Origin of the sequence: Saccharothrix deserti (assembly GCF_009769385.1) — a bacterium.
In the GTDB taxonomy this organism is placed as follows: domain Bacteria; phylum Actinomycetota; class Actinomycetes; order Mycobacteriales; family Pseudonocardiaceae; genus Actinosynnema; species Actinosynnema deserti.
On the sequence record NZ_VKAB01000018.1, the window covers coordinates 50,049 to 76,295 of the forward strand.

Annotated in this window: 21 protein-coding genes and 1 pseudogene; 9 read left to right on the top strand and 13 right to left on the bottom strand. The window is 71.1% G+C overall.

The features are described from left to right. Nucleotides 1–19 precede the first annotated feature (19 nt). Genes FM051_RS28465 through FM051_RS28480 form a run of 4 tightly spaced genes read left to right on the top strand, consistent with a single transcriptional unit; the run spans nucleotide 20 to nucleotide 2,618 of the window. Nucleotides 20–262: an acyl carrier protein gene (locus FM051_RS28465; RefSeq protein ID WP_158848667.1), complete on the top strand. Its 243-nt coding sequence runs from the start codon at nucleotides 20–22 to the stop codon at nucleotides 260–262. Between the two features lies 1 nt (nucleotide 263). Further along, on the top strand, nucleotides 264–722 hold the full coding sequence (locus FM051_RS28470) for an SRPBCC family protein (RefSeq protein ID WP_158848669.1): 459 nt from the start codon (nucleotides 264–266) through the stop codon (nucleotides 720–722). Then, on the top strand, nucleotides 707–1,036 hold the full coding sequence (locus tag FM051_RS28475; protein ID WP_158848671.1) for a TcmI family type II polyketide cyclase: 330 nt from the start codon (nucleotides 707–709) through the stop codon (nucleotides 1,034–1,036). The genes FM051_RS28470 and FM051_RS28475 overlap by 16 nt, the downstream gene beginning before the upstream one ends. Next, nucleotides 1,029–2,618, top strand: coding sequence for an FAD-dependent monooxygenase (locus tag FM051_RS28480; RefSeq protein WP_158848673.1), 1,590 nt, complete (start codon nucleotides 1,029–1,031; stop codon nucleotides 2,616–2,618). Before FM051_RS28475 ends, FM051_RS28480 begins: the two co-directional genes overlap by 8 nt. 32 nt (nucleotides 2,619–2,650) lie before the next feature. Here FM051_RS28480 and argG read toward each other — a convergent pair whose 3' ends face one another. The 6 genes and pseudogenes from argG to FM051_RS28510 form a co-directional block, all read right to left on the bottom strand. Then, nucleotides 2,651–4,096: an argininosuccinate synthase gene (gene argG / locus FM051_RS28485; RefSeq protein ID WP_158848675.1), complete on the bottom strand. Its 1,446-nt coding sequence runs from the start codon at nucleotides 4,094–4,096 to the stop codon at nucleotides 2,651–2,653. 48 nt (nucleotides 4,097–4,144) lie between these two features. Continuing rightward, the gene (locus tag FM051_RS28490) at nucleotides 4,145–4,345 is read right to left on the bottom strand and encodes a hypothetical protein (RefSeq protein ID WP_158848677.1); all 201 of its coding nucleotides are present in this window, start codon (nucleotides 4,343–4,345) and stop codon (nucleotides 4,145–4,147) included. Nucleotides 4,346–4,365: 20 nt separating this feature from the next. Next, on the bottom strand, nucleotides 4,366–5,814 hold the full coding sequence (locus FM051_RS28495) for a DHA2 family efflux MFS transporter permease subunit (RefSeq protein WP_158848679.1): 1,449 nt from the start codon (nucleotides 5,812–5,814) through the stop codon (nucleotides 4,366–4,368). A gap of 151 nt (nucleotides 5,815–5,965) precedes the next feature. Then, nucleotides 5,966–6,331: a hypothetical protein gene (locus FM051_RS28500; protein WP_158848681.1), complete on the bottom strand. Its 366-nt coding sequence runs from the start codon at nucleotides 6,329–6,331 to the stop codon at nucleotides 5,966–5,968. A 400-nt stretch (nucleotides 6,332–6,731) separates the two neighbouring features. Continuing rightward, a pseudogene (locus FM051_RS28505) lies at nucleotides 6,732–7,742 on the bottom strand (glycosyltransferase family 4 protein); the annotation flags it as partial. Next, the gene (locus FM051_RS28510; protein ID WP_202919061.1) at nucleotides 7,743–9,893 is read right to left on the bottom strand and encodes an amylo-alpha-1,6-glucosidase; all 2,151 of its coding nucleotides are present in this window, start codon (nucleotides 9,891–9,893) and stop codon (nucleotides 7,743–7,745) included. 485 nt (nucleotides 9,894–10,378) lie between these two features. On the opposite strand from FM051_RS28510, the gene FM051_RS28515 reads away from it, so the two are divergent. The 3 genes from FM051_RS28515 (at nucleotide 10,379) to FM051_RS28525 (ending at nucleotide 12,870) form a co-directional block, all read left to right on the top strand. Next, entirely contained in the window at nucleotides 10,379–11,893 is a 1,515-nt protein-coding gene (locus FM051_RS28515) for an ankyrin repeat domain-containing protein (protein WP_158848685.1), read from the top strand. Nucleotides 11,894–11,991: 98 nt separating this feature from the next. Beyond that, nucleotides 11,992–12,576 carry a hypothetical protein gene (locus FM051_RS28520; protein WP_158848687.1) on the top strand — a complete coding sequence of 195 codons (585 nt, stop codon included), beginning with the start codon at nucleotides 11,992–11,994 and terminating at the stop codon, nucleotides 12,574–12,576. 63 nt (nucleotides 12,577–12,639) lie between these two features. Next, a complete protein-coding gene (locus FM051_RS28525) occupies nucleotides 12,640–12,870 on the top strand; it encodes a hypothetical protein (protein ID WP_158848689.1) in 231 nt (76 codons plus the stop codon). Between the two features lie 38 nt (nucleotides 12,871–12,908). Here the strand turns inward: FM051_RS28525 and FM051_RS28530 are convergent, their stop codons facing one another. The 7 genes from FM051_RS28530 to FM051_RS28560 form a co-directional block, all read right to left on the bottom strand. Next, nucleotides 12,909–16,073: an RICIN domain-containing protein gene (locus FM051_RS28530; RefSeq protein WP_158848691.1), complete on the bottom strand. Its 3,165-nt coding sequence runs from the start codon at nucleotides 16,071–16,073 to the stop codon at nucleotides 12,909–12,911. An 80-nt stretch (nucleotides 16,074–16,153) separates the two neighbouring features. Then, entirely contained in the window at nucleotides 16,154–16,831 is a 678-nt protein-coding gene (locus FM051_RS28535; protein ID WP_158848693.1) for a hypothetical protein, read from the bottom strand. Nucleotides 16,832–16,836: 5 nt separating this feature from the next. Next, a complete protein-coding gene (locus FM051_RS28540; protein ID WP_158848695.1) occupies nucleotides 16,837–17,736 on the bottom strand; it encodes a carbohydrate ABC transporter permease in 900 nt (299 codons plus the stop codon). After that, a complete protein-coding gene (locus tag FM051_RS28545; protein ID WP_158848696.1) occupies nucleotides 17,736–18,665 on the bottom strand; it encodes a carbohydrate ABC transporter permease in 930 nt (309 codons plus the stop codon). The genes FM051_RS28540 and FM051_RS28545 overlap by 1 nt, the downstream gene beginning before the upstream one ends. Nucleotides 18,666–18,726: 61 nt before the next feature. Further along, entirely contained in the window at nucleotides 18,727–20,019 is a 1,293-nt protein-coding gene (locus FM051_RS28550; RefSeq protein ID WP_158848698.1) for an ABC transporter substrate-binding protein, read from the bottom strand. Between the two features lie 22 nt (nucleotides 20,020–20,041). Further along, a complete protein-coding gene (locus FM051_RS28555; RefSeq protein WP_238412709.1) occupies nucleotides 20,042–21,994 on the bottom strand; it encodes a DUF2264 domain-containing protein in 1,953 nt (650 codons plus the stop codon). Then, complete coding sequence (locus FM051_RS28560; protein WP_238412710.1) at nucleotides 21,991–23,010, bottom strand: hydroxyacid dehydrogenase; 1,020 nt, start codon at nucleotides 23,008–23,010, stop codon at nucleotides 21,991–21,993. The genes FM051_RS28555 and FM051_RS28560 overlap by 4 nt, the downstream gene beginning before the upstream one ends. 130 nt (nucleotides 23,011–23,140) lie before the next feature. On the opposite strand from FM051_RS28560, the gene FM051_RS28565 reads away from it, so the two are divergent. Together FM051_RS28565 and FM051_RS28570 are read left to right on the top strand one after the other, a co-directional pair. Beyond that, nucleotides 23,141–25,021 carry a heparinase II/III domain-containing protein gene (locus FM051_RS28565; protein WP_158848700.1) on the top strand — a complete coding sequence of 627 codons (1,881 nt, stop codon included), beginning with the start codon at nucleotides 23,141–23,143 and terminating at the stop codon, nucleotides 25,019–25,021. Continuing rightward, the gene (locus FM051_RS28570; protein ID WP_238412711.1) at nucleotides 25,018–26,175 is read left to right on the top strand and encodes a substrate-binding domain-containing protein; all 1,158 of its coding nucleotides are present in this window, start codon (nucleotides 25,018–25,020) and stop codon (nucleotides 26,173–26,175) included. The genes FM051_RS28565 and FM051_RS28570 overlap by 4 nt, the downstream gene beginning before the upstream one ends. The last annotated feature ends 72 nt before the right edge of the window (nucleotides 26,176–26,247 follow it).

Consider the following 26,247-nt stretch of genomic DNA (forward strand, 5'->3'; position numbering starts at 1 on the left):
TCTTGAGGAGGCAACTGACGTGGACAAGCAACTTTCACCCAACGACCTGGCCGCGCTGATCAGCCGCTGCACCGGTGTCACCGTGACCGGTGAGCAGGTCACCGACGCGGGCCGCAGCTTCGCCGATCTCGGCGTGGACTCCCTCGGCCTGATGGGCGTCCTGGCCGAGCTGCAACGCAACCACGGCATGTCCCGCAGCGTCGACATGCAGCCCAACCAGTCGCCGCGAGAACTGCTGGCCCTGCTGGGCGGGAGGGCTTGAGATGGCCGGGCACACCGACAACGAGATCGTCATCGACGCGCCGATGGACCTGGTGTGGGAACGCACCAACGACGTGGAGAGCTGGCCGGAGCTGTTCAGCGAGTACGCGTCGGCGCAGGTACTGGAACGCGACGGGAACCGCGTCCTGTTCCGGCTCACCATGCACCCGGACGCGGACGGCCACGTGTGGACGTGGGTGTCCGAACGCGTCGCCGACCCCACCACCAGGACGGTCACCGCACGGCGCGTCACCACCGGCCCGTTCGAGCGGATGGACATCCGGTGGACCTACGAGCAGGTCGACGGGGGTGTGCGGATGCGCTGGACGCAGGACTTCGAGATGAAGCCCGACGCGCCCGTGGACGACGCCGGCATGACCAGGCACATCAACGAGAACAGCCGCGTCCAGATGTCGCTGATCAAGCTGAAGGTCGAGGAGCTCGCATGCACCGCACCCTGATCGTCGCCCGCATGGTCCCGGACGCCGCCGACAAGATCGCGGCGGCGTTCGCGAACTCGGACCACCACACGGACCTGGCCGCCTCGATCGGCGTGCGGGCGCGCAGCCTGTTCCAGTTCGGCGACGTGTACATGCACCTGATCGAGAGCGACAGGCCTGTCGAAGACGCGGTGATGGCGTACCGCGACCACCCCGAGTTCCAGCGGATCGGCGAGGAGCTGCGGCCGTTCGTCACCCCGTACGACCCCGAGACGTGGCGTGCGCCGAAGGACGCCATGGCGCACGAGTTCTACCGGTGGGAACGCCATGGGTGAGCGCGTTCCAGCGGGCCCTCACATCCCGGTGCTGATCGCCGGCGGTGGCGTGACCGGTCTGTCGGCGGCGGTGTTCCTCGCCTGGTACGGCGTGCCGACGCTGCTGGTGGAACGCCACCGCGAGCCGTTGACCGATCCGAGGGCCCGCGCGCTCAACCCACGCACCATGGAGCTCTACCGCGCCGTGGACCTGGAGGACGCCATCCAGGAGGTGCGGTCGCCGATAGCCGGCCACGGTGTCGTCGCGCACGCCGAGACCCTGGCCGGCCCGGAACTCATGCGGCTGCCCTGCCGCATGGACGACAACACCACCGCGCTCAGCCCGTGCGGGTGGGTGGCCATCGACCAGAACCAGCTCGAACCGGTGCTGCGCGACCGTGCCGTGTCGGCCGGGGTGGACGTGCGGTACGGCACCGAGGTCGTGGCGGTGGACGACGGACCGGACGGCGTCGTCGCGTTGCTGCGTTCCCACCGCACGGGACACGAACAACCCGTGCGCGCCGACCACCTCGTCGCCGCCGACGGGGCGCGCAGCCCCGTCCGCCGCATGCTCGGCATCGGGCACGACGGTCCGGGGACGCTCGCGCGCAAGGTGAACGTCTACTTCGACGCCGACTTGAGCGAACCGTTGCGCGGGCGCAAGGTCGTCGTGATGACCCTGCGCAACTCCGCCGTGCACGGCTTCCTCACCTCGATCGACGGCGAGAAGCGCTGGCGGTTCGCCATCTCCCTGGCACCCGACGACGACACCGCGCCCAGCGAGAACCGGTGCGCCGCACTGGTCCGGGCGGCCATCGGCGTGGACGACCTGCCGATCGTCATCGACCGGGTGTCCGACACGCCGTGGGAGATCTCGGGCCACGTCACCCACCGGATGTGCGCGGGCCGCGTGTTCGTCGCCGGCGACGCCGCCCACACCATGCCACCGGTCGGCACGTTCGGCGTGGCGACCGGCGTGCAGGACGCGTTCAACCTGGCGTGGAAGATCGCCCTGCACCACCGGGGCCTGGCCGGACCCGGACTGACGGCCAGCTACGAGACCGAGCGCCTGCCCGTGGCACGGCAGACGACCCGGTTGACCGTGGAGCGGTACTGCCTGGTCAACGGCGGCCCCGGCGACGCGCGCGAGAGCGCCGTGCGCCAGCGGATGATGATGTTCGGCTACACCTACCCCGCCGGCGCGTTCGTGCCCGACGACGCCACGCCGCACCTGGTCGAAGACCCCGACCACCCCTCCGGCGCACCGGGCACCCGGGCACCGCACGTCCCGCTGGAACACGACGGCAGGCCCACATCGCCCACCGACCTGATGGGCCGGGGCTTCGCACTCCTGACCGGCCCCGGCGGCCCCGGCTGGGACCGGATCGCGGCCGAGGTCGCCGACCGATCCGGTGTCCCCGTCGAACACCACCGGATCGGCCCCGCGTTGCGCGACCCGACAGGTACCTTCACCCGCCGATACGGGATCACCGACGACGGCGCGGTCCTGATCCGCCCGGACGGCTTCATCGCCTGGCGCACCCCGACCGCCACCGACGCCCACACCCTCGCCGAAGCGGTCGACCGCGTGCTGTTCCGCTGAAGCTGCTCCGCTGAACCGGGAGGTGACGCCGGTCAGTCGTTGCCGGACTCCATGGCGACGTGGTCGAGCAGCTCGTCGTCGGCCGTTTCGCCGCGGGAGGCGATCGCCTCGGCTCCGCCCTCGGGCATCGCGCCGATCAGCTTGGTCGGCGTCACCGGGGCGGCGCCGATCAACATCGTCTGCCTGCTGCCGACCATGCCGAGCCCGGCGTACTGCTCGAGCTTGGCGCGGGAGTCGGCGATGTCGAGGTTGCGCATGGTCAGCTGGCCGATGCGGTCGACCGGGCCGAACGCGGAGTCCTCGGTCCGCTCCATGGAGAGCTTGTCCGGGTGGTAGCTGAACGCGGGGCCGGTGGAGTCGAGGATCGAGTAGTCGTCACCGCGACGCAGGCGCAGCGTCACCTCGCCGGTGATCGCCGTGCCGACCCAGCGCTGCAACGACTCGCGCAGCATCAGCGCCTGCGGGTCCAGCCAGCGGCCCTCGTACAGCAGCCTGCCCAGCTTCCGGCCCTCGTTGTGGTACGCGGCGAGGGTGTCCTCGTTGTGGATCGCGTTGACCAGCCGCTCGTAGGCCACGTGCAGCAGCGCCATGCCCGGCGCCTCGTAGATGCCGCGGCTCTTGGCCTCGATGACCCGGTTCTCGATCTGGTCGGACATGCCGATGCCGTGCCGGCCGCCGATGGCGTTGGCCTCCAGCACCAGGTCGACGGCGGAGGAGAACTCCTTGCCGTCGATCGTCACCGGCCGGCCCTGCTCGAAGCCGATCGTGACGTCCTCGGTGACGATCTCGACCTCGGGGTCCCAGAACCGCACGCCCATGATCGGGTCGACGATCTCGATGCCCGTGTCGAGGTGTTCGAGCGCCTTGGCCTCGTGCGTCGCGCCCCAGATGTTCGCGTCGGTGGAGTACGCCTTCTCCGTGCTCGCCCGGTACGGCAGGTCACGGGCGAGCAGCCACTCGGACATCTCCTTGCGGCCGCCGAGCTCGGTGACGAAGTCGGCGTCCAGCCACGGCTTGTAGATCCGCAGGGAGGGGTTGGCGAGCAGGCCGTAGCGGTAGAACCGCTCGATGTCGTTGCCCTTGTAGGTGGAGCCGTCGCCCCAGATCTGGACGTCGTCGTCGAGCATCGCGCGCACCAGCATGGTGCCCGTGACCGCCCGTCCGAGCGGGGTGGTGTTGAAGTAGGCACGGCCGCCGGACCGGATGTGGAACGCACCGCAGGCCAGCGCCGCGAGGCCTTCCTCGACGAGGGCCGCCCGGCAGTCGACCAGTCGGGCGAGCTCCGCGCCGTACGACTCGGCGCGCCCCGGCACCGAGTCGATGTCCGGCTCGTCGTACTGGCCGATGTCCGCCGTGTACGTGCACGGCACCGCGCCCTTCTCACGCATCCACGCGACCGCCACCGAGGTGTCGAGGCCACCGGAGAAGGCAATGCCGACGCGTTCGCCGGCGGGGAGGGAAGTGAGCACCTTGGACACGATCCGAATTATGCACGGCGCTGCATGGTCATTCACAACGGGGGTCCTCTACACCGCCGACAGCCACTCGGTGATGCCCTCGACGACGACCGGGTCGACGTGGTGCGGCCCACCAGGGACGACGACCGGATCGTGCTCATAGGTGACGCCGCCCACCCCGTCGACGCGGGACAACCGCGACCCGCGCTTCGGCGACGGACCCGTGCTCGCGTCCCCCGCGCGGCCGTGAACCGGGGCGGTGCTGGTCACCGCCCCGGTTCGTCGTGGCCCTACGCCGGGCTTTCGGCCTTGCCGCCGTTGACCATGAGGGAACCGGCCACCGCCACCACGGAGAGGATCGCCGCGAGCAGGATCGCCCTGTGCATGCCGCCCGTCTCGGCGCTCACCGCGGGCTGACCGGCCAGGGCCAGTTCGGCGGCACGCGCGCTCATCACGCTCACCAGCAGTGCCACACCCGCCGCGGCGGCGAGCTGCTGGGTCGTGCTGAAGATGGCACTGCCGTGGGCGTAGAGCCGGGCCGGCAGGGCACCCAGACCCGCGGAGAACAGCGGGGTGAACGAGAACGCCAGCCCCAGGCTCAGCACGAGGTGGAACACCAGGACCAGCGCCGCGGGCGTCGAGCCGTCGAAACCGGTCGCGAACCACAGGGACGCGCTGGTGGCCACCGTGCCGACGATGAGCAGCAGGCGCGGGCCCACCCGGTCGTAGAGCCGGCCGACGAACGGCGACAGCAGGCCCATCAGCAGGCCGCCGGGCAGCAGCAACAGGCCGGTGGCGAGCGGGTCGAGCCCGAGGACGTTCTGGGTGTAGATCGGCAGGATCGTGGCGATGCCGAGCAGCAGGCCCATCATGACCATCATCAGGGCGCTGGCCACCGTGAACGTGCGGAAGGCGAACGTCCGCAGGTCCAGCAGGGCGCGTTCGCGGCGCTGGAGCGACACCTGGCGCAGCACGAACGCCGTGATGCCCACCACGCCCACCGCGAGCGCCCCCCACAGCGTGGCGGCGGACCCGCCGTCAGCGTGCCCGATGCTCGACAGGCCGTAGACCAGTCCGCCGAAGCCGAACACCGACAGCACGACCGACAGCACGTCGATCGGCGCGCCGGTCGCCTCGCCGATGCGCGTCACCCGGCGCAGGCCCAGGACCAGCGCCGTCACCGAGATCGGCAGCACCGCCCAGAACGTGGCGCGCCAGCCGAACAGGTCCAGCAGCACACCCGACACCGTCGGACCGATGGCCGGCGCGACGGAGATGACGATGGAGATGTTGCCCATCACCGCGCCGCGGCGCTCGGCCGGGACCAGCGTCATCACCGTCGTCATCAGCAGCGGGAGCATGATCGCGGTGCCGGACGCCTGCACGACGCGCGCCGTGAGCAGCACCGCGAAGCCCGGCGCCAGCGCCGCGAGCAGGGTGCCCGCGCTGAACAGGCTCATCGCCACGCCGTACAGCGTGCGCGTCGGCACCCGTTGGATCAGGAAGCCGGTGATCGGGATGACCACCGACATCGTCAACAGGAAGCCGGCCGTGAGCCATTGGCCCACTGCGGCCGTCACGTGCAGTTCCGTCAACAGCACCGGCAGTGCGACGCCCATGATCGTCTCGTTGAGGATGACCACGAACGTGGCCACGAGCAGCACGCCGATCGCGGCGCGGTCGCCGCGGCCGAGTGCGGGCGGCGACGCCACGGCGTCGGACACACCTGCGGAAGTCATGCGAAAAATCCCCCAGAAGCAAAACGGATGCGAGAAAGGGCGACGACGCCCATCGTCCTCAACACTACCCGCGCGGATCATGATGCATCCACACGTTTCCGCCGCCGGCGAACCGCGGCGGAGCCCGGTTCACCGAGGTGTCCACGCGGTATCAGGGGTGATAACGGTCGGCGACCTCGGTGATCTCGCCTCGTGAGTCGAAGGTGAGCATCGGCGCGTAGGGGGAGTAGTACGAGCCGCTGGTGAAGTCCTGCCGGGTGCACGGGACCAGCCCCAAGCCGTTGCCGTCGAGTCGGAGCCCCGAGGCGGAGTTCGGCGTGCACCCCAGCGGCGTCCGGAACGCGGCCCCGGCGGCGATCCGCGTCGTCGTGGTCACCTCGGAGGTCGGCTCGGCCGTGGTGTTGTTGCTCTCCGCGGGCACGATCCGCGCGGGCGCCCAGGTGATGGAGGTGTTGTCCATCCTCCTGATCAGGGCCACGCCCACCGGCGGCAGGGTGCGGGCGGCAGTCGTCCCCACCGGAGGAGCCGGCTGTGCGGGCTGTGCGGGCGGAATCTCCCGGGCGGGAGGAGCCGGAGCCGGCGGGGACGTCGTCACGACCGCGCTGCCCCCGGTCGGTGCGGTGGTCGTGGCGGACGCCGACGTGGTCGGAGCCGGTGTGCTCGCAGCGGTGAGCCCCCAGACCGCCGACCCTGAACGCGTCGTGCGCCCGCTCCCACCGTGGAACTACTCAATCCAGCCCGCGGATCAACTTCGCGCCGTCCTGACCACCCGCACCGTTCTCGCTCCAGCCCGGGACAACACCGTCCACAGTGGACAAGCGAGACGCCGGGCGGCGGAGGGGCGACCGGCTCGGCGGCACCGCGGCCAGGTCCGGGCTCACCGGCTCGGTCGTCTGCCACGGCCTGGCGACGGCCCTCCGGTAGATCTGCTCGTAGCGGGCGGCCATCAGGTCGACGTCGAACCGCCGGACCGCCTCGGCGCGACACCGGTCGGCCGACAACTCGCCGACCCGGCGCAACGCCTCGACCAGCGACGCGTGGTCGTCGCACACGAAGCCGGTCTCACCGTGCGCGACCACTTCCGGCACGGAACCGCGGCGGCAGGCGATCACGGGGGTGCCGCAGGCCATCGCCTCGACCATCACCATCCCGAACGGTTCGTCCCAGCGGATCGGGAACAGCAGGCACCGTGCGGCGGTCAGCAGTTCCAGCTTGCAGGCGCGATCGACCTCACCCAGCCACTCCACGCCCCGGCCGAGCAGTGGCGCGACCTCGCGGTGGAAGTACTTCTGCTCCTCCGGCTCACGGCACTTGGCCGCGATGCGCAGGCGGACACCCGCCTCGGCGGCGGCCGCGATCGCCTGCGGTATCCCCTTGTCGGGTGTGGTCCGCCCGAGGAACAGCGCGAAGTCCTCCTTGTCGCGCCGGAACGGGAAGCGGCCGACCGGGATCGCGTTGTGCACGGTGCCGGCCCAGTCGAGGTCCACGGCGAGCCGCCGTTGCGCGTCCGAGATGGCCACGAGGTGCACGCTGCGGCCCAGTCTCCGGTAGTAGCAGCCCATTTCACCGGTCACCGGCCCGTGGGCGGTGACCACGGTGGGCACCGGGCGGCCGCGGGCCAGCAGTGGTCCGGCCAGGCTGTGGTCGTGCACGACGTCGATCTCCAGCTCGCACAGGATGTCGGGCACCGCGGCGGCGTGCACCACCTCCGGCAGGGCCTGCCCCAACCGGTCCGGCTGGGGGTTGTCCGACGTCGCCACGAAGTCGGCGGTCGTGCCGTTGGCGCCGACCCCGATGACGGTCACGTGGTGGCCTCGGGTGATCAACCGGTCCACCAGGTCGGCGCACATCGACTCGATGCCGCCGTACGCGGCGGGTGGCAGTTCGAACCAGGGTGGAGCGATCATCGCGATGCGCAGCGGGTCCATCTAGCTCGACCTCCCGTCCGGGCCGGTGTAGGCGTCGGCGGCCTCGAGGACCAACTCGACGTCGTCGGGCAGACCGCTCACCCTGACGTCGTCACCGTTGATCTCCACGGAGACCCGCGCGCCGACCATCGGCACGCCGTCGAGGGCTAGCGGTACGAACGACTCGGGCAGCACGGGCGACAACCACACGCGGCGGTGCGGCGCGTACGGATGCACACGCAGCAGCACGCGCAGCAGGTGCACGGGTGTGGCCGAGGCCCAGGCCTGGGGCGAGCACGAAGTCGGGTACGGAATCGGTTCCGGGTACTCGGCGCGGTCGAAACCGCACAGCAGTTCGGGCAGCCTGCCGCCGAACGCCTCGGCCGCGTCCAGGATGGCGGTGGCCACCCGCTGCGCGCCCTCCACGAAGCCGTACCGCATGAGCCCGTCCGCGACGATGGCGTTGTCGTGCGGCCACACGGAACCGTTGTGGTAGCTCATCGGGTTGTACGCGCCCATGTCCGAGGAGAGGGTCCGCACGCCCCAACCGGTGAACATCTCCGGCGAGAGCAGGGACTCGACGACCCGCTCGGCCTTGTCGTCGTCCACGATCCCGCTCCACAGGCAGTGGCCGACGTTCGAGGTGAGGGCGTCCACCGGTCGCTTGTCACCGTCGAGGGCCACCGCGTAGCGGCCGAGTCCGGGCAGCCAGAAGCGCTCGTTGAACAGTTCCTTGAGCCGCGCCGCGCGGTCCCGCCAGTACCGTGCGCCGTCCGGGTCGCCGAAGTCCTCGCACAGGCAGGACTTCGCCAGGTAGGCGGCGTAGACGTAGCCCTGGACCTCGCACAGCGCGATCGGTCCCCGCGCGATCCGGCCGTCGGCGAAGTTCACCCCGTCCCAGGAGTCCTTCCAGCCCTGGTTGGCCAGTCCGCGCTCGGTCGCGCGGTGGTACTCCACGAACCCGTCACCGTCCCGGTCGCCGTACCGCTCGATCCACTCCAGCGCGCGGTCGACGTGCGGGATCATCGCCGCCACCTGGTCGCGGTCGATGCCCCACCTCGACAGCTCGCCCAGCAGCACCACGAACAGCGGCGTGGCGTCCGCGGTGCCGTAGTAGATGTTGCTGCCGCCCAGCGCCAGCGAGACGTCGGGGCCGAAGCGCATCTCGTGCAGGATGCGGCCGGGTTCCTCCTCGCTGTTCGGCTCGACCCGCACGCCCTGGTGGTGGGCCAGCGTCCGCACCGTCCCGAGTGCCAGGTTGGGGTCGATGGCCAGCGACATCAGCGAAGCCAGGATCGAGTCGCGGCCGAACAGCGTCATGAACCAGGGGGCGCCCGCGGCGACCGCGATGTCCGAAGGGCGCTCCGGGTCGAAGATCCTCAGCGCGCCCAGGTCCTGCCTGCTGCGCTGCAGCGTCGCGGCCAGCGCCGGTTTGCCCGTGTACCTCAGGACGGGGACGGCCTCGTGCCACACCCTGGCGCGCAGGACCGGCACCGACTCGTCGATGGGGCGCTCGGGCGGGTACATCGATTCCGTCGCCTCGCCGTCCACCACGGGTTGCACGGTCACGCTCGTCTTCCACTCCCCCCTCGGGGGGATCACCACGCGGAACGTGAGCGTGGACGGTGAGTACTCGGCCCCGTCCGCGCGCACCCGGATGCCCCGGCTCTGGTCCTCCAGCAGCCGGCTGAGGTGCAGTCCGTCCGGTGCGACCTCCGAGCGGTGCTCCCCCAGTTCGCGGACCCGGCCTTCCTTGACCGCGAACAGGTCCGCGAAATCCGCCTCCACGTGCACCGTCAGCACGTGCGAGACGGGTTCCCGGCCGAAGTTGCGCAGCACGAAGTCCTCGCGCATACCCGCTCCGACGTACCGCTCGCGACGCACCAGGAGCGTGCTCTCGGCATCGCGCTTGCGGGGCCGTCCACGACCGACGAACGTCATCCGGAACGGGTCCGGCGCGATCGTCGTGATGTGCTCCACGGTCGCGCCGTCCACGCGCAAGGACCAGCCGGACACGATCCGGGCGTCCTGGAAGAACGTGCCCTGAGCGGCGGCACCGTCCACTTCGCCGTTGTTGCCGCACACGCAGAACGACGTTCCGTGGACCAGCGTCACAGTGTCGGACGACAGCATGACGGGTTCGCCGTCGAATGCCCAACCACCGTCGGTCATCGCCTGCCTCCTCTCGCCGCCGGACAACGGGCTGCCGAACCGTGGTGGCCTTTCGCGTCCCGGGCGCTTCTCCCGTCCGACCAGGTCCACGACGGATGCCACCCAGCGGAACCGCCAAACCCCCGCACACCCTTGGGGGACGTTGGCAGCACTGAGAGAAACCGACTGCCACCCGATCGTGGCGGTCTCAGGGTCGAGAGCCCGGCGAGTCCACAGTGGTGCGTGCGGACAGTGTCGGTTTCGCTACCGTTCGACATCTCCCAGTCGGGTCGACACCGTTGTCATCCGAGCCCGACGGGGCCTGGTTCCCGCGATCGGCGTCTTCGGTTCTCCCGGGCCCGGCGCTAGAGTGTTGTCCGGCGCTCAGGAGCGCCGCCGGTCCGCGGAAAGGGCTGCAAGCCCACCTGGTTCACCTGTTCGTCCACGTGATGACGCCTCTTCTCACCCGGCGTGCGGACCCCCGGGCACGAGAGGGGATCGTCGTGGTGGATCGTCCGGTTCGGGTTCTGCCCATCCGTCCTGATGTGCGGTTCCTCAAGGACGAGGCGAAACGTCGGCGGCGCGGCGGTGAGTTCGGTTCGCTGGCCGCGGCGCAGTTCGCCATCGCGCGGGAGCACGGGTTCGGGTCCTGGCCGCAGTTGGCGACCTTCATCCGGACCCGCAGGCTGAGCACCGCGGAACGGGCGGCTGCCCTGGTTCGCGCCGCGTGCGGGAGCGACGTGCGCACCGCGCGCACGTTGCTGGCCGCCGAGCCCGAACTGGCCCGGCACGACCTGGCGACGGCCTGCGTCACCGGTGAAGCCGACGTCGTGGCCCGGATCCTCGCCGGTCGGCCGGGTGCGGCGACCCGGCCGACCGGTCCGAACGGGATACCGCCGATCCTCTACGCCTGCTTCACCCGGCTCTTGCGATCCGATCCGGACCGCGCGGCGGGTGTCCGCCAGGTGGTGCGCCTCCTGTTGGCCGCGGGCGCCGATCCGAACACCACCGTGGACGCGTACGAGGAGGCGCCGCCGATCTACGGCGCGGCCGGGGTCGTCAACGATCCCGAGCTGACCGCGATGCTGCTCGCGGCAGGCGCCGATCCCGACGAGGGTCTGCCACTGCCGGACCCGGACGACGCGCTCGCGCCCGGACGACCGTGGGGCAACGAATCGCTCTACCACGCCGCCGAGTTCCCCGACCCCGCGTGCGCCGAGTTGCTGCTCGACGCGAAACCGCATCCGATCCGGGTCTCCTACTGCCTCCGGCGGGCCCTGGACTTCGACAACCCGCCGATGATCGAGGCGTTCCTGCGGCACGGCGCCGACCCGAACCTCGTCCCGAGCTTCGGCCGGGGCCGGACCGCGCTGATCTCCGCCGTGATCGGAGGCCATGCGGCGCGGACCGTCGCCCGGATCCTCGACGCCGGCGCTTCCGTCAACGCGGTCGACGACGCCAGGCTCACCGCGCTGCGTTACGCCGTCCGGTACGGCGAACGTGAGATCACGGGACTGTTGACCGCACGTGGCGGTGATCCGGACGCGGTCACCGACGAGGACCGCTGGATGGGTGCGATTTCCACCGGTGACGCCCCGCCCGGTCCCGGCCGGCCGGACCTCGACCTGCTGGAGCGAGCGGCCGAGCGCGGCGACGTCGAGCTGATCAACCGGTTGGTCCACGCCGGCGCGGACGTGAACGGCACCTCCCGCGGCACGGACCTGCCGCCACTGCACGCCGCCGCCTATCGCGGACACCGCGACGCCGTTATCGCGCTCCTGGCCGCGGGAGTCGACCCGACGACGCTCAACCACTACGGCGGCACCGCGTTGCAGGCGGCGGTCTTCGGCTCGGAGCACTGCACCGATCCGCGCGGCGGGATCAGCATGCGCCCCTTCGAGGAGGTGACCCACGGTGACTACCCGGGCGTAGTCGCCGCACTGCTGGCCGCCGGCACACCGATGCCGGACGAAATCGCCGGCAGCCCCGCCGTCCAGGAGCTCCTCCACCGCCACGCATGACACCCACGCGCTTGCCGATGTCCTCGCCCTTCTCGGGATCCCACGGCCCACCGTAAACTGCCCCACGAAGTCATCCATGATCAGCGAGGTAGAAGTCCATGACCATCGGGTCGTTACCGCCGAACCACGAGCAGATGGCGTCTTGGAACGCGGCGGTTCACCTCTACCGGCACCTCGTGGAGGGCGGCATACCCGACGAGATCAGCACCTCCCTGTTGCTCGCACAGGGCGAGGCGGCGTACTCCGATCTCACGCTCGGCTACGCCCGGTTCTACGGCATGGACGTCACTTACCGGCAGACCAGCGGTTTCTTCCTCGGGTCGCCCCTGTTCGTCGCGGCCGGCCTGGCGGTCAACGCGATGGGAAATTCCCTCGCCAAACGGCGCGCGGAGGAACAGGCCGCGCCCCAGTGGCGAGAGCACTGCCCGGCACGCGTGGTCGTGACGACCTACTGCACCATGTGCTTCGCCCACGGCAGGTGGTTGCGATTCCCGCACCCGGCTGTGGTGGACTTCAACGCCGACATGCTCAACAGCGTCTGCTACCTGATCTTCAACGACGCAGAGCCGCTGCAACTGGCCGGTCCACAGGTCCCTTGGCTGGTCGTCCTGCTGTCGAGCTTCCTCTACGGCCCGGACCGACTCCCCGGGTTGCCTTTCCTGCAGTCGATCGCGCGGACCTGAGACTCGGTCGCCGGACGGCGACTCCAATCTGAACTACGCTCGACGGGGTTGGGAGGAGGGAACATGACGGACGAGGAGCTCGTCGTCGAGTTCGCCCTGACCCGCCTGGACAACCCCGATCTCGACCTGGAGGAGATCGCCGCGCTCGTCGTCCGGCGGATGGGTGCGGATCGCATGCTGGAGTTCGCCTCCCGCAACCTCGCCACTCGCGGTGAGTTGCGCGGTGCGGTGTTCCCGACCGCCGTCGAGCACGTGCTGCGGGTGGTGCTGACCCTGCGCGGTCCCGTGGACTAGGGCGGTGTGGTCGGACGAGACCACACCGCCCACCCCGGTCAACGCCGGAAACGGATGGTGTACCGGTGTTGCGCGGTCCCGTCCTCGCTGGTCACGGTCACCGTCGCGGTCCCGTCGGAACGGTCGGCCTGCCGCACTTCCACCGCCGCGTACGGGTCGGCGGCGGTCGCGGACACCACGCCCCGGCGTCCGTCGACCCGGTAGTCCGTCGTGTCCGGGTCGAAGCCGGCGATCGGTGCGCCGTCGACGAAGAGCTGTGCCGCCGAGGCCTCCGACGACTTCCCGGGCGCCTTGGCGAACACCTCGATCTCGCTGACCGTCATGTACATCGCCGGACGTGCGGTCAGCACCACCCGGACCGCGTCGGCGGCCGACGCCCGCACCGGCGCCTCCACCACGGGCGCGGGCGCGCCGTCACCGATGACCGGCACCTCGCCACCGGTGTCGACCCACGTGCCGCCGGAGTCCCGGACCTGCACCCGGAGCGACTGCGCGTAGCTCGCGGTCGAGCCGTTGTCGCGGTGGAAGTGCACGACGACGCGGCTGATGTCGCGACGCTGCGGCAGCTGGAACGTGAGCGTGTCCGACGGGTTCTTCGTCCCCGACCTCCAGTTGGACCACGCCTTGTCGGTCGTGACGCCGTTGCGGAGGCGGTCGGCTGAGTAGCCGTTCTCGGTGTAGGTGGCCGAGGCCACCACGCCGCTGTCCAGCGCCGCGTTGACCTCGACCGGTGCGGTCACCTGCACCTGTGCCGTCGCGGCGACGGAGGAACCGTCGACCACCCGTGCCGTGCCGTGGACCGTCGTCACGCCCGGTTCGGTGAAGGCCGGGGCGTTCCACGTCACCGGGAGTTCCGTGGTCCCACCACGTGTGCCGACCCCGGTGACGGTGGCGGGCAGCGTGGGCGTCCCGCCGACGTACGCCTTCGCCCGCGCGGGCCGGGTCGAGGCGATGGTGTCGACCGTGACGACCGCCGTGGTGCGGAACGCCCGGCCGAGCGGGTCGGTCGCCGTACCCGGCACCCGCACCGTCCCCGGTCGCGCCCACCGTTCCACGGGCACCGGCTGCCACGTCACGGGCAGCGCACCGCCCACGCCGTCACGCAGGGTCGCGGGCACGGTCGGCGGCAGCACGGGCGCCAGACCCGGCACCGTGAACACCGCCGCGTCCTGCGCCCCGAGCACCGTCCGGTCCACCACGGCCCACCGCTGGTTCGCCCCGGACGACGGGAGGTAGAGGCCCACCGGCGCGCCGTCCCCGGTGGCCTGGCCGGTCACGTCGAACAGCCGGCCGGTGGCGGCGTTGACGAACGTGTAGCTGCCGTCGCCGGTCGTGGACATGACCCACTGGGCCGCGGGGTCCTCTCCCCCGGCCGGTTCGAGCACGAGGCCGCCCCCGCGCTCCGCCAGCCGCCGCCCGCTCACCGCGTGCGACACCGTGTAACGGTCACGGTTGCCCACGCCCTTGGCGACCCGCTCGACCCGCCACAACGCGCTCGCGTCCGACTGGTCGGCCGTGCGGATCACCACCGAACCGCCGTCGGCCGCCGGCACCAGCGCCTTGCCGCTGTGCGCACCGGTCAGGCCGTAGACGTGCTCGGGCTGGACCAGCGCCGCGTCCTTCGCCACACCACGGACCCGGTCCACCACGAACGTGGTCACCGACTTGGCCGGCACCGTGAGCGTGGCAGAGCGGTCACGCACCAGGACCGGCGTGCCGCGCACCAGGGCGCCGTTGACGTCGGACACCACGGGGGTGACCGAGGCGTGCGGCCCGACCACGCCGAACCGCGACAGGTCGAGCGTCACGGCGCGCTGCCGGTCCGAGCTGTTGACGTGGACGACGGTGGTGGACTTGCCGTCGGCGGACACGGCGGCGAGGCTCGACGTGTCGTCCACCTTGACCACGTGGTCACCGGGGCGCACGAAGTGGGTGAAGTTCCGGATCGTGTTGAACTTCGTGTTCGTGCGGATCGGGCACGTCTCGGGGGTGGCGTCGGCGGCGCAGTCGAACGGGATCTGGATGCTGCCCCAGTTCTTCCCGGCCGCGTGCTGCGGGTTGTAGTCCTCGATGGGCTGCCACAGCACCCACGCGGACGGCTCCAGCTCACGCATGTCGCCGACGATCCGCTCGGCGATGCCCAGCCCCGGCTCCATGCTGGTGAAGCTGTTGCCGTTGCCCCAGGTGCCGTCGACCTCGCTCATCCAGAGCGGCTTGCCCGCGCCCTTGGCGATGTCCCGCGCGGACGTCCGGTTGCCGGTGCCGTACGTGTGCACGTTGAGCTGGTCCACGGCGGCACGCGCCTCGGCGCTGTAGGCGTTCCAGTTGGTGCTGAAGATCCCCGGGTTCGTCTCGTCCATTGCGGACAGTCGTGAGCCGAGCTCGGACTCCTGCAGCGCCCGCTTGAGGGCGAGCACGACGCTCTGCTGGAGTGCCGGTCCGGCGTGCGCGCCCTCCTGCCGACCGCCCGTCGGCTGGCCGTCGGGACCGAGCTGGGTGCCCCAGTAGTTGGTGTTCGGCTCGTTGAGCGGGTCGATGGTGTCGATCTCGATGCCGTGGGTCCGCTCGATGTGCTCGGACACCCGGACCAGGTAGGTGGCGAACTCGTCCACCTTGTCGGCGCGGATCTGGTCGGCGTTGGAGTCGAACCCGCCGGACACGTACCCGCTGACCGTCTGGAACCACGGCGGCGAGTTGCTGAACGCCTCCCAGTGGTCCACCTTGTCCTTGATCTTGTCGATCCACCACCGCTGGTTGGCGTCCGCGTCCCAGTTCCAGTGGTCCGGGTTGTCCGGGTCCCACCAGTCCATGTCCTCGCGCGTGGTGCCCTCCGGCGCCCGCCAGAAGCCCGGCATCGTCGCGCCGACCTTCATGTAGTCCTTGCGGACGTCCGGCGCGTTGCCGCCGCCGATGTTGTAGCGGGCGATGTTGAGCCGCAGCCCGTCGTCGCCGAACAGCAGGTCCGCCAAACGGTTGCGGATCTCGTCGGGGTATCCGCCGGTGACGTTGGCGAACCAGACCAGGCTCGTGCCCCAGCCCTCGAACGCGGGCTGCTGGTAGGACGGGTCGGGCCGGACCGTGACGGACTGGATTTCCGCCGTTTGGGCGACGGCCGCGGGCGGACCGGCGGCGGCGAGCGCGCCCGCCACCGTGACGGCCAGACCGAGGTGGAGGAGTCTTCGGGCTGTTCGGAACCGGTTCATCGACGTTGATCTCCTGTCCGGAAAGCGCTTACCACTTGTTCCGACTGGACGTCCGCAGGTACGCGGTCGGGTCGCGCCGGCTACCGCTCCGACAGCGGCGCGACGGTCGCGCGGGTGTTGCCGAACACGACGTAGAGCAACGGGGCGCAGGCCACGAACAGGCCCACGACCGGCTGGACCGAGACCACCGCGACGGCGAGCCCGAGCACGACCGCGTTCGCGGCGGCGAGGTACCAGCGCCGTGCCACCAGGCACAGGCACGGCCAGACGACGTCGCGCAGCCGGACCGGGGTCTCCGCGGTGGCGAGGACGACGATCACGGCCACCACCGTCGACACGACCAGCACGGCCGCCGTGACGAAGAACGGCGCCAGCGCCGGCCCCCAGGCGGTGCGGGCCACGATGACCGCGTCGAAACCCAGCACCACCAACACGGCCGCGCCACCGAACCACACCGCCAGGGCGCGCCCGAACGCACGCCGGTAGGCGTCCCGGAACGGCCGCCACACCTCCGACGCCGCTCCCGAGCCGAGGGCCGCGAAGCAGCCGAACACCCCGGCCAACGCCGGCGCGCAGAACCCCGACAGCACGACGAAGAACGGCCACGACGCGAGCGGGTCCCGCACGACGGCCAGCGCCAGCAGCAGCGGGGCACAGCTCACCGCGAGCAGCACGTTGGCCATCAGGCCGACGTACACCATCCCGAAGACCTTCTCGTAGGTCTCCTGGGAGGCGGGGCGCAGCAGTCGCGCGGCCACCCCGCTCACCCCTTCAGCCCGCTCGTCGCGATGCCGCGGATGAAGTACCGCTGCCCCAGCAGGAACACCACGAGGATCGGCAGCACCGACACCACCGCACCGGTCATGATCATGGCGAACTCCGCGTCGTACTGGCCGACGAACGAGCGGATGCCCAACTGGACGGTCCACAGCTCGTTGCTGGTCAGGTAGATGAACGGACCCATGTAGTCGTTCCACGTGTTGACGAACGTCAGCAGCGCCAGGCTGGCCAGCGCCGGTTTCGACAGCGGCAGGATGATCCGCCAGTAGATCCCGTACTCGGTCAGCCCGTCCATCCTCGCCGCCTCGCACAGCTCGTCCGGGATCGTCGTGTAGTACTGCCGCATCAGGAACACGCCGAACGCGCCGAACGCCTGCAGCAGGATGATCGACCAGTACGTGTTGGTCAGGCCCGCGTTCTGCATCATGATGTACTGCGGCACCATGTACGCCTGCCACGGCACGGCGATCGTGGCGATGTAGGCCACGAACAGCGCGTCCCGCCCGGGGAACTTCACCTTGGCGAACCCGTAGGCGGCGAAGCTGCCGGTCAGCAGCTGGAGCAGGGTGATCGTCAGCGCGAGGAACGCCGAGTTGCCCAGGTAGGTGGCCAGCGGGATGCGGTCCCAGATCTCCACGAAGTTCGACCAGCGGAACTCCTCGGGGATCCACTGGATCGGCACGGTGAGGACCTCGTTGTCGCGCTTGAGCGACGAGGACACCATCCACGCGAACGGCACGAGCACGAGTGCCGCCACCACGATCAGGGCGGTGTAGGTCGCCACCGGCCGGACGAAGCGCGAACCGCGTTCGCGCGGCTTCGTCGCGGGCGGCGGCCCGACCGGGCGCGCGGTCGGTTCCGGTGCGGTGCGCAACGCGGTCATCAGCGGTTCCTCCGCTCGTTGAGGCGGAACTGGACGACGGTCACGCTCAGCACGATGACGAACAGCACCAGCGCGATCGCCGACGAGTAGCCGAAGTGGCCCTCGACGATGCCCTCCCGGTAGACGAGCTGGGCGAGCACGAGCGTGCTGCGACCCGGCCCGCCGTCGGTCATCACCACGATCAGGTCGAGGATCTTGAAACTCTGGATCGTCAGCATGACCAGCACGAAGAACGTGGTCGGCCGCAGTGACGGCAGCGTGATGTGCCAGAACCGGTGCCACGCGTTCGCGCCGTCCATCCGCGCGGCCTCGTAGTACTCCTCCGGGATCGACTGGAGGCCGGCGAGGTAGAGCACCATGTAGTAGCCCATGTCCCGCCACACGCTGGTGACGATCACCGCGGGCATGGCCCAGTCGGTGCTCGACAGCCAGGTCGGCAGGTCGCTGAAGCCGACCGCGGCGAGGAACTGGTTGACCGGCCCGGCCGTGGGGTTGAACAGCATCCGCCACACCACGGCCACCGCGACCAGCGACGTGACGTAGGGGAAGAAGGCCGCGGTGCGGAAGAACCCCACACCGCGGAGCTTCCCGTTGAGCACGATGGCCAGCCCGAGAGCGGCCATCAGGGTGAGCGGGATGTGCCCCGCCGCGTAGTACAGCGTGTTGCCCAGCGCGACGCGGAAGTTCTCGTCTTCCAGCATCTCGGCGAAGTTGTCCAGGCCGACCCACTCAGGGGCGCTGTAGGAGTCCCACTCCAGGAACGCCAGGGCGAACGCCGCGATCACCGGCACGAGGGTGAACAGGGCGAACCCGACGAAGTTCGGGAGGATGAAGCTCCACCCGATGAGGGTGTTGCGACGCTTCCGGCGCTTTTGCGCCGAGCCGCGGGGCGGTGCACCCCGCGGCGCCTCGGTCACTGCGTTAGCCATCTCGTCCTCGTGCTGGTGTCGGCGGTCTCGACCTGGATCCTGGCTGGACGGGGAACCGGTACTAGTCGAGGACCTTCTTGACGCGGTCGCGCATGGACGCGATGCCGTCCTCGACCGACTTCTCCCCCACCATGATCAGTTCGTGCTCCTCCTTGAGGATCGTGTCCACGTCGGAAGTGTGCTCGCTGACCGGCATCTCCAGGACGGTCTTGTCGGGCGCGAGTGCCGTCTTGGCCAGCTCGTCGCTCGGCATGCCCTCCAGTGCCGCGTACTCCTGGGTGATCTCGGGGCTCTGCAACGACGGCACGACGCCGACCTTCGTGATCGCCTTCGCGCCTTCGAGACCCGCCGCGAACTCCACGAACTTCTTCGCGGTGGCGGTGTGCTTGGCGTTCTTGTTGACCGCGAACGCGGTCGGCGAGCCGAACGTCGTGACGCCCGACGCGCCGGGCTTCTGCGGCATGGGCGCGATGCCCCAGTCGACGGCGGTCTTGCCCTCGGCCTTGTTCTTCAGGATGCCCGCCACGTACCAGGTGCCCATCGGCATCATCGCGGTCTTCTCGGTCTCGAACATGGTGCGGTAGCTGGCCTGCTTGGCACTGCCGAAGTCGAGCGTGGCGCCGGCCTTCTGCACGTCGAGCGCCATCTCGTACTGGTCCTTGAAGAACTCGAAGTCGCCGGTGATCTGGTCGCCGTCGTTCTGCGCCGCCGAGATGGCCTGCACGACCGAGCGCCACGTGTGGTGGTAGGTGCCGTAGACCTTCTGCTCGCCCTCGCCCTTGGTGAGCTTCTTGGCGATCTCCGCGTACTGGTCCCAGGTCAGCTTGTCCGGGTGGGCGATGCCCGCCGCGTCGAACATCTTCTTGTTGTAGTACAGCACCCAGTAGTCGTTGCGGTAGGGCATCGCGAAGTACTTGCCCTCGACGTCGAACGCCTCCAGGCCGGCGAGCTTGAGGTCCTGCTTGCTCTTCACCAGGTCGGTGACGTCGGCGAGCTGGCCGCGGCTGGCGTAGCGGGAGTAGTCCGTGACGTTCTTCATGGTGATCACGTCGGTGGTGTCACCGCCCGCGAGCATCGTGGTGACCTTCGCGGGGTAGTCCTCGGCGAGGATGTCGACCGGCTGCACCGTCACGTCGGGGTTGGCCTTCTCGAAGGCGTCGAACACCGCCTGGAACTCGGGCGTGGCCGCCAGGTTCCAGACCGACACGGTCAGCGTGACGGGTCCGCTCTCTTCGGCGGCCTCGCCGCCCGACCCGCAGCCTGCGGTGACCAGTGCCACCGCGGTGAGCGCGACCAGCGCCCTGCGGAACCGGCCCGGCCGCCCGCCCCCGCGGTGCTTGTTCGGAGTCACCATTGATCCCGTCTCCTTCCCAACCTCAACTGTCGTGGTGCGGCAGGTCCGCCGCGGTCGAGCTACCGTCCGGCCAACGAACCACCACTTGGCGGGCCGCCTCGTCCAGCACGATCTCCGGGGCGTTGTCGGGCAGGCTGCCCGCGCCCAGTCCGATGGCCGCGGCAGTCCAGCTGCCGGGCGTCACCGCTCCCGCTGCCCACGGGGTGGCGCTGTGCGCGCCCAACGGGCTCGCGTCGTCCTCGGTGTGGACACCGAGTCGGTCCAGGCCGGGTCCGGCCACGATCACCGAGCGCAGATCCCCGGACCGCACCTCGGCCCGACCGGGTTCCCGCACGACGGCAGGGCCGTCACCGGCCAGGGGCCAGCCGCCGATCCGCAGCGCGGTCGCTTCACGCGACGCGTCCGGCGGCGACGGCGGCGGGTCGGGCAACGGGTCCACCCGCACGCACCGCACCTCCCACGGCCCGCGTACGACCGACAGCGTCGTGACCACGGCGACATCCCGCGCCACGCCTTGGCGTCCTGATCCGTGATCACGTTGTCCGGGTTCCGCGTCGAGCCAGTGGACACGGGCCTCGGACGCGCCGACCACGGCGTCCCCGACCTGCTCGACGCTCAACGTCCGCATACCCGCGCGGTGCGTGACCGTGCCCGCCGCGTCCAGCAGGACCACCGACTGGTCCACCGGCGACGTCCACGCCCGTTCCGACAGCAGCGGAGCCGTGGCCGTCGAGTACCCGAGGCGCGTGTAGAGCGGCGAGTCCCCGACCGGCGCGCCGACGACCGCGTGGTCCGTGCCGTGGTTGACGACCCGGACGACACCGTCCACGCGAGTGGCCGAGACGAGCCACCCGGGCGGGGAGGCGACCCAAGCCCGGTCCTCCCGCTCCACGGGGAGCGGCTCCTCGACCGCCGTCCACACCGGGTGGTCCGCCGGGAGAGCCAACCCGAGCATTCCCTTCGCGGCCCAGTACGGCGAGGACGGTCCCGAGTAGCTCTGTGCCATCTGACGCCACTCGTCGTACCAACCGAGGGTCAGCAGGCCGCGTTCGTCCGGCGCGCCCCGGTCGGCGAAGTGCCCCACGATCCCGGACGCGGCACGGCGCAGCAGGCCGGGCGCGGTCGAGTCGACGCCCGCGATCGCGCCCGCCCACAGCGGCGCCGCTGCCGCGAACCGGTAGACCAGGCTGCGGCCCTGCACCAGCGGTGCGCCGTCCGCGCCGATGAGGCGCACGTAGTCCACGAGGAAGCGGTCGAGCCTGCCGACGTCCAGGGCCGTGCGGTCGCCGGCGAGGTCCGCCGCGCCCCGCATCCGCGCCCACAGCACCGGGTAGAGGTGGAGCGCCCAGCCGCAGTAGTGGTCGAACGACCGCTCGTCGCCGTCGGCGAACCACCCGTCACCGCGGTAGAAGGAGTCGTGCGCGGCCAGGTCGGACTCGACGTCCTCGGCCCGCCACGGTCCGCCGACCGAGCGGAGGAACGTTTCAACCACGATCCGGAACCACACCCAGTTGCACCGGGGGTAGGTGTCGTCGCCGACCACGGCGGAGAGGTAGTCGACCACGCGGTCGCGGACGGAGTCGGTCAGCCGGTCCCACAGCCAGGGCCGGGTCAGGTCGAGGATCAGCGCGATCGAGGCGGCCTCGACCTTGGCCTGCGCGTCCTCCTCGGGACGCGGCCAGCGCTCCTCGGAGGCCGGGTCGGTGCCCGCTTCGAGGCCCTGCGCGTACCACTCGGCCAGCCCGTGCGGGTCGCGTCCACCCTCGCCCGCGAGGCGGAAGCCCGCGAGCAGGAACGTGCGGGCGAACCCCTCCAGGCCGTCGACGGCGGTGCCGTAGCCGCCGGGCGCTCCCGGCGGTGTGATCCGGGCGTGCTTCGCCGAGGCGTGCGGGCGGACGTCGAGCAGCATCCGGTCGGCCAGTCCCGCCCACCGGTCACGGGTCCAGCCCGTGATCGGCGCGAGCCCGGCGCTCACGCGCTCATCCCGAACGTGTCCGGCGTGACGGCGGCACGGGGCGGACGGCCGGACAGGTAGCGCTCCAGCTCGTCGATCGCGCTGTCGCTCATCCGCCGGGTCTCCGAGCCGAGCGAGCCCGCGATGTGCGGGGTGATCATCACGTTGGGCAGGTCGTAGAGGATCGAGTCGGCGGGCAGCGGCTCCGGGTCGGTGACGTCGAGGATCGCGTCGAGCCGCCCGGTGGCGCACTCCCGTTCGAGGGCCGCGGTGTCCACGACGGCGCCGCGCGCGGTGTTCACGATCGTCGCGCCGTCGCGCAGCAGCGCCAGCTCCTCGGCTCCGATCAGGTGGCGCGTGGAGCGCAGCGCGGGCACGTGCAGCGTGAGCACGTCGCTGGCCCGCAGCAGCTCGGGCAGCTCGACCAGCCGCGCCCCGGCCGCCGCCACCTGCGCCGCGTTCGCGTACGGGTCGGTCACCAGGACCGTCACGTCGAGCGTGCGCAGCCGGTCGACGACCCGGCGGCCGACGCGCGAGTAGCCGACGACGCCGATCGTGCGGTCCCGGTTGGACAGTTCGCCGCGCTTGGACGCGTAGGACCAGTCGTCGCGGTGCTTGCGGGCGTCCTGGGCGAGGAAGGGCGCCTTCTTGCCGGCGAACACGATCGCGGCGAGGGTGAACTCGGCGACCGGGATGGCGTTCTCGTCGGCCGCGTTGGTAACGAGGATCTGCCGCCGCCACACCTCGTCGGTGATCAGGGGCCGGACGGTGCCCGCGCAGTGGAAGATCGCGCGGAGCTGGGGCGCCGCGGCGAGGCGGTCGGCGGTCAGCGTCGGGCAGCCCCACGAGGTCAGCAGCACTTCGACGTCACGCAGCCTGCTCCGCACGGCGGGCGAGTCGAGTTCGTCGGTCGAGATCGGGTCGGCCAAGCCGACGAGGCGGTCGAGCCGGTCCAACTGCGCCTGCTGGAACTGGACCCGGAAGTGCGCCGGTTCCATGACCAGCAGGGCCTCGGGTCGTCGTGGTCCGTCGGTCACGCGGAATCCTTTGCGGGCCGGAACGCTCGAACAGTGGGCCGAATCATGTGTGATCAAATTTTTCAAGTCAAGACTTGTTTCGAACAGTTACGATCAGAATGATCGCGGGAGTGAGCAAAGGCGGACCGAGATGACGACGAACGCGAGCGCGGCAGGTCCGTTAGGGGCCGTGTGGGGCGCCAGGGCGGAGACGTCGGCTCTCGTGGACCTGCTCCGGCCGCCCGCGACAGCCCTTCCACCGCTCGGCGACCCCGAGCGGTGGCCGCCGACCGCCGCGGCACGGCTGGCCTCGGTCCTCGACCAGGCCCGTGCCGAGCGTGGCACGCCGTGGCCGCAGGCGACCGCGTCCCGGTACGCCCGCTACTTCCGCGACGGCAACCGGACCGGCTACGAGACCCCGGTGTTCGAGCACGACGACCGCCTCACCCGAGCGGCCCTCGCCGCCCTCGTCCTCGACAACGACGACTGGCTGGACGAGGTGGCGGACGGTGTCGTCCTCCTGTGCGAACGCAGCACCTGGTGCTGGTCCGCCCACGAGGAGCACCACCGGACCCGCGGCACCGTCGTGCCCGACCCCGACGTCCCGTACCTGGACCTCGGCGCGGCGGGCGTCGCCGCGCAGCTGGCCTGGCTCGACCACGTGCTCGGCGACCGGCTCGACGTCCGGTGGCCCGGCCTGCGCGCCCGCGTGCGCCGCGAGGTGCGCATCCGCGTGCTCGACCCGTTCACCACGCGCCACGACTGGCACTGGCTCGGCCTCGACGGCGACGTGCACAACTGGTGCCCGTGGATCTGCGGCAACGTCATGGTCGCGGCCCTGCGCCTGGTCGGCGACGTCACCGACCGCGCCCGGATCGTCGCCGGGACCGTGCGCGCCATCGACCGCTACCTCGCCGCGCTGCCACCGGACGGCTCGATCGACGAGGGCTACGAGTACTGGTGGAACGGCGCGTGCCGCGCGCTCGAAGCCCTCGACGTCCTGGAGCACGCCACCGGCGGCGCGTTGTCGGCGGTCGAGGTGCCCGTGGTGCGCGAGACCGTCCGCTTCCCGCACCGGATGCACCTCGGCGGCCCCTGGTACGTCAACTTCGCCGACGCCCGCGCCAAGCCGCCCGCAGGTCAGCCGTGGCACGTGCCGCAGCTGTGGGCCCGACGCATCGGCGACCGGGACGCGGAACGCCACGCCGCCGCCCAGCGGGCCACCACGATCCCGGACCACGAGCTGGGGCGCGCGCTCCGCGACCTCGCCACCCCGCTGCCCGACCAGGCAGCCGAACCGCTGGTCGGGAGCGTCTGGCTGCCGGGCACGCAGGTCGGTGTCGCCCGCGTCGCCGCCGGGTCGAACGCCGGGCCGACCCTCGTCGTCAAAGGCGGGCACAACGGCGAGAACCACAACCACAACGACGTCGGCAGCGTGATCGTGGCGGTGGACGGCGTGCCCGTCGTGGTCGACGCCGGCCGCCCGACCTACACCGCGCAGACGTTCGGCCCCGACCGCTACGACATCTGGACGATGCAGAGCAGCTGGCACAGCGTCCCCGAGGTGCGCGGCACGCCCCAGGTCGCCGGACGCGACCACCGCGCCCGCGACGTCACCGTCGAGGACACCCCCGACCGGTACCGCGTGCGGATGGACCTCGCCCCCGCCTACCCCGTGCCCGCGCTGCGGTCCTGGTGGCGCACCGCGACCCTGCACCGCGATCGGCAGCGGGTGACGGTCGAGGACGAGTGGGACTTCACCGACGGCGGCGTGCCGTCGACGCTGCACTACCTGCTCGCCGGCCGCGTCACGCACGACTCACCGGGGCGTCTGGTAGTCCATCCGCCAGGTGAGACGCGCGCTACGCTCCTCGCCTGGGATCCGAGCCTGGCGTCGGCCGACCTCACCGTTCGCGAACTCGACGACCCGCTGCTCACGAGTGTCTGGGGGGACAATCTGACCCGGTTGGAGCTGCACCTGCCCGACACGGCGCGAGGCGGCCTCGTGATCACGGTGGAGGTGTCCGCATGACGACGTCGGAACCGTCCGCCATGTTGCCCTCGGAGCGGCGCGCCAAGGTCGTGGAGCTGCTGCGCCGGCGCGGCACCGTGCGCGTGCACGACCTCGCCGACGAGCTGGACGTCTCGGCGATCACCGTGCGCCGCGACATCTCCCTGCTGGCCGAGCAGGGCCTGGTGCGGCGGGTCCGGGGCGGCGCCACGGTCACCGCGACCGGACCGGCCGGCGTCCGGCCGCAGGGGTACGCGACCGAGCCGAACGGCAGCGCCCTGCCCGTGGTCGAGCGCCGGCTGCCCGCACCGCGGCCCCGGGACCGTTCCGAGCAGCTGACCGTGGGCATGGTGGTCCCGTCGCTGGACTACTACTACCCGGACGTGATCAAGGGCGCGCGCGAGGCGGCGGCCGAGGCGGACGTGCGGATCGTGTTGCGCGGCGCGACTTACGAGGCCGCCGACGAGCGCCGCCAACTCGCCCGGCTGGTCGAGACGGTCGGCGTGGACGGCCTGCTGGTGGTCCCGACGACCACCGGCGACGAGGGCGAGGCCCTGGTGCGGTGGCTGCAGTCGGTGGACGTGCCCGTGGTGCTGATCGAGCGGACGCCCGCCGACCGCTACCGCGACTCGGTCGAGTCCGTGGTGAGCGATCACGTGCGCGGCGCCGCGATCGCCGTGCGCCACCTCGCCGAACTCGGCCACCGGCGCATCGGGTTGAGCACGACGCTGGCGAGCCCGACCGCACCGCACGTCCGGCAGGGCTGGCGTGAGGCGTGCGAACGGCTCGGCCTCCCGATCGACGGCACCCCCGACGTGCGCACGGTGGACCAGCGGGACGCCGGCTGGCCGGTCACCCTCGACGCCCTGCTGGACTCCTGCCTCGACTCCGGCACGACGGCGCTGGTCGTGCACTCGGACCCGGAGGCGATCTCGCTGGTGGAGCGCTGCCAGGAGCGCGGGATCAGGGTGCCGGAGGACCTGGCGCTGGTCACCTACGACGACGAGTGGGCCGAGCTGTCCGACCCGCCGCTGACCGCGATCCGGCCGCCGAAGGCCGCCGTGGGCCGGGCCGCCGTGACGCTGCTCGCCGCACGCCTGCGCGACCCCGATCCGCACCGACCCGCGCACCGCATAGTGATAGAGCCCCAGCTGATCGTCCGCTCGTCGTCCTGAGCATCCGCTCAGTCCGATCGACCACCGGGCCCCTTCGATCAAAAGCGATCAGAATTGATCGGCCGATGGGAC

Bases quoted from the DNA above. Each gene is read 5' to 3' on its own strand.
- FM051_RS28470 (WP_158848669.1), top strand. From the start codon at position 264: ATGGCCGGGCACACCGACAACGAGATCGTCATCGACGCGCCGATGGAC.
- FM051_RS28475 (WP_158848671.1), top strand. From the start codon at position 707: ATGCACCGCACCCTGATCGTCGCCCGCATGGTCCCGGACGCCGCCGAC.
- FM051_RS28480 (WP_158848673.1), top strand. From the start codon at position 1,029: ATGGGTGAGCGCGTTCCAGCGGGCCCTCACATCCCGGTGCTGATCGCC.
- FM051_RS28495 (WP_158848679.1), bottom strand. From the start codon at position 5,814: ATGACTTCCGCAGGTGTGTCCGACGCCGTGGCGTCGCCGCCCGCACTC.
- FM051_RS28510 (WP_202919061.1), bottom strand. From the start codon at position 9,893: ATGACCGACGGTGGTTGGGCATTCGACGGCGAACCCGTCATGCTGTCG.
- FM051_RS28520 (WP_158848687.1), top strand. From the start codon at position 11,992: ATGACCATCGGGTCGTTACCGCCGAACCACGAGCAGATGGCGTCTTGG.
- FM051_RS28525 (WP_158848689.1), top strand. From the start codon at position 12,640: ATGACGGACGAGGAGCTCGTCGTCGAGTTCGCCCTGACCCGCCTGGAC.
- FM051_RS28530 (WP_158848691.1), bottom strand. From the start codon at position 16,073: ATGAACCGGTTCCGAACAGCCCGAAGACTCCTCCACCTCGGTCTGGCC.
- FM051_RS28540 (WP_158848695.1), bottom strand. From the start codon at position 17,736: ATGACCGCGTTGCGCACCGCACCGGAACCGACCGCGCGCCCGGTCGGG.
- FM051_RS28545 (WP_158848696.1), bottom strand. From the start codon at position 18,665: ATGGCTAACGCAGTGACCGAGGCGCCGCGGGGTGCACCGCCCCGCGGC.
- FM051_RS28550 (WP_158848698.1), bottom strand. From the start codon at position 20,019: ATGGTGACTCCGAACAAGCACCGCGGGGGCGGGCGGCCGGGCCGGTTC.
- FM051_RS28565 (WP_158848700.1), top strand. From the start codon at position 23,141: ATGACGACGAACGCGAGCGCGGCAGGTCCGTTAGGGGCCGTGTGGGGC.
- FM051_RS28570 (WP_238412711.1), top strand. From the start codon at position 25,018: ATGACGACGTCGGAACCGTCCGCCATGTTGCCCTCGGAGCGGCGCGCC.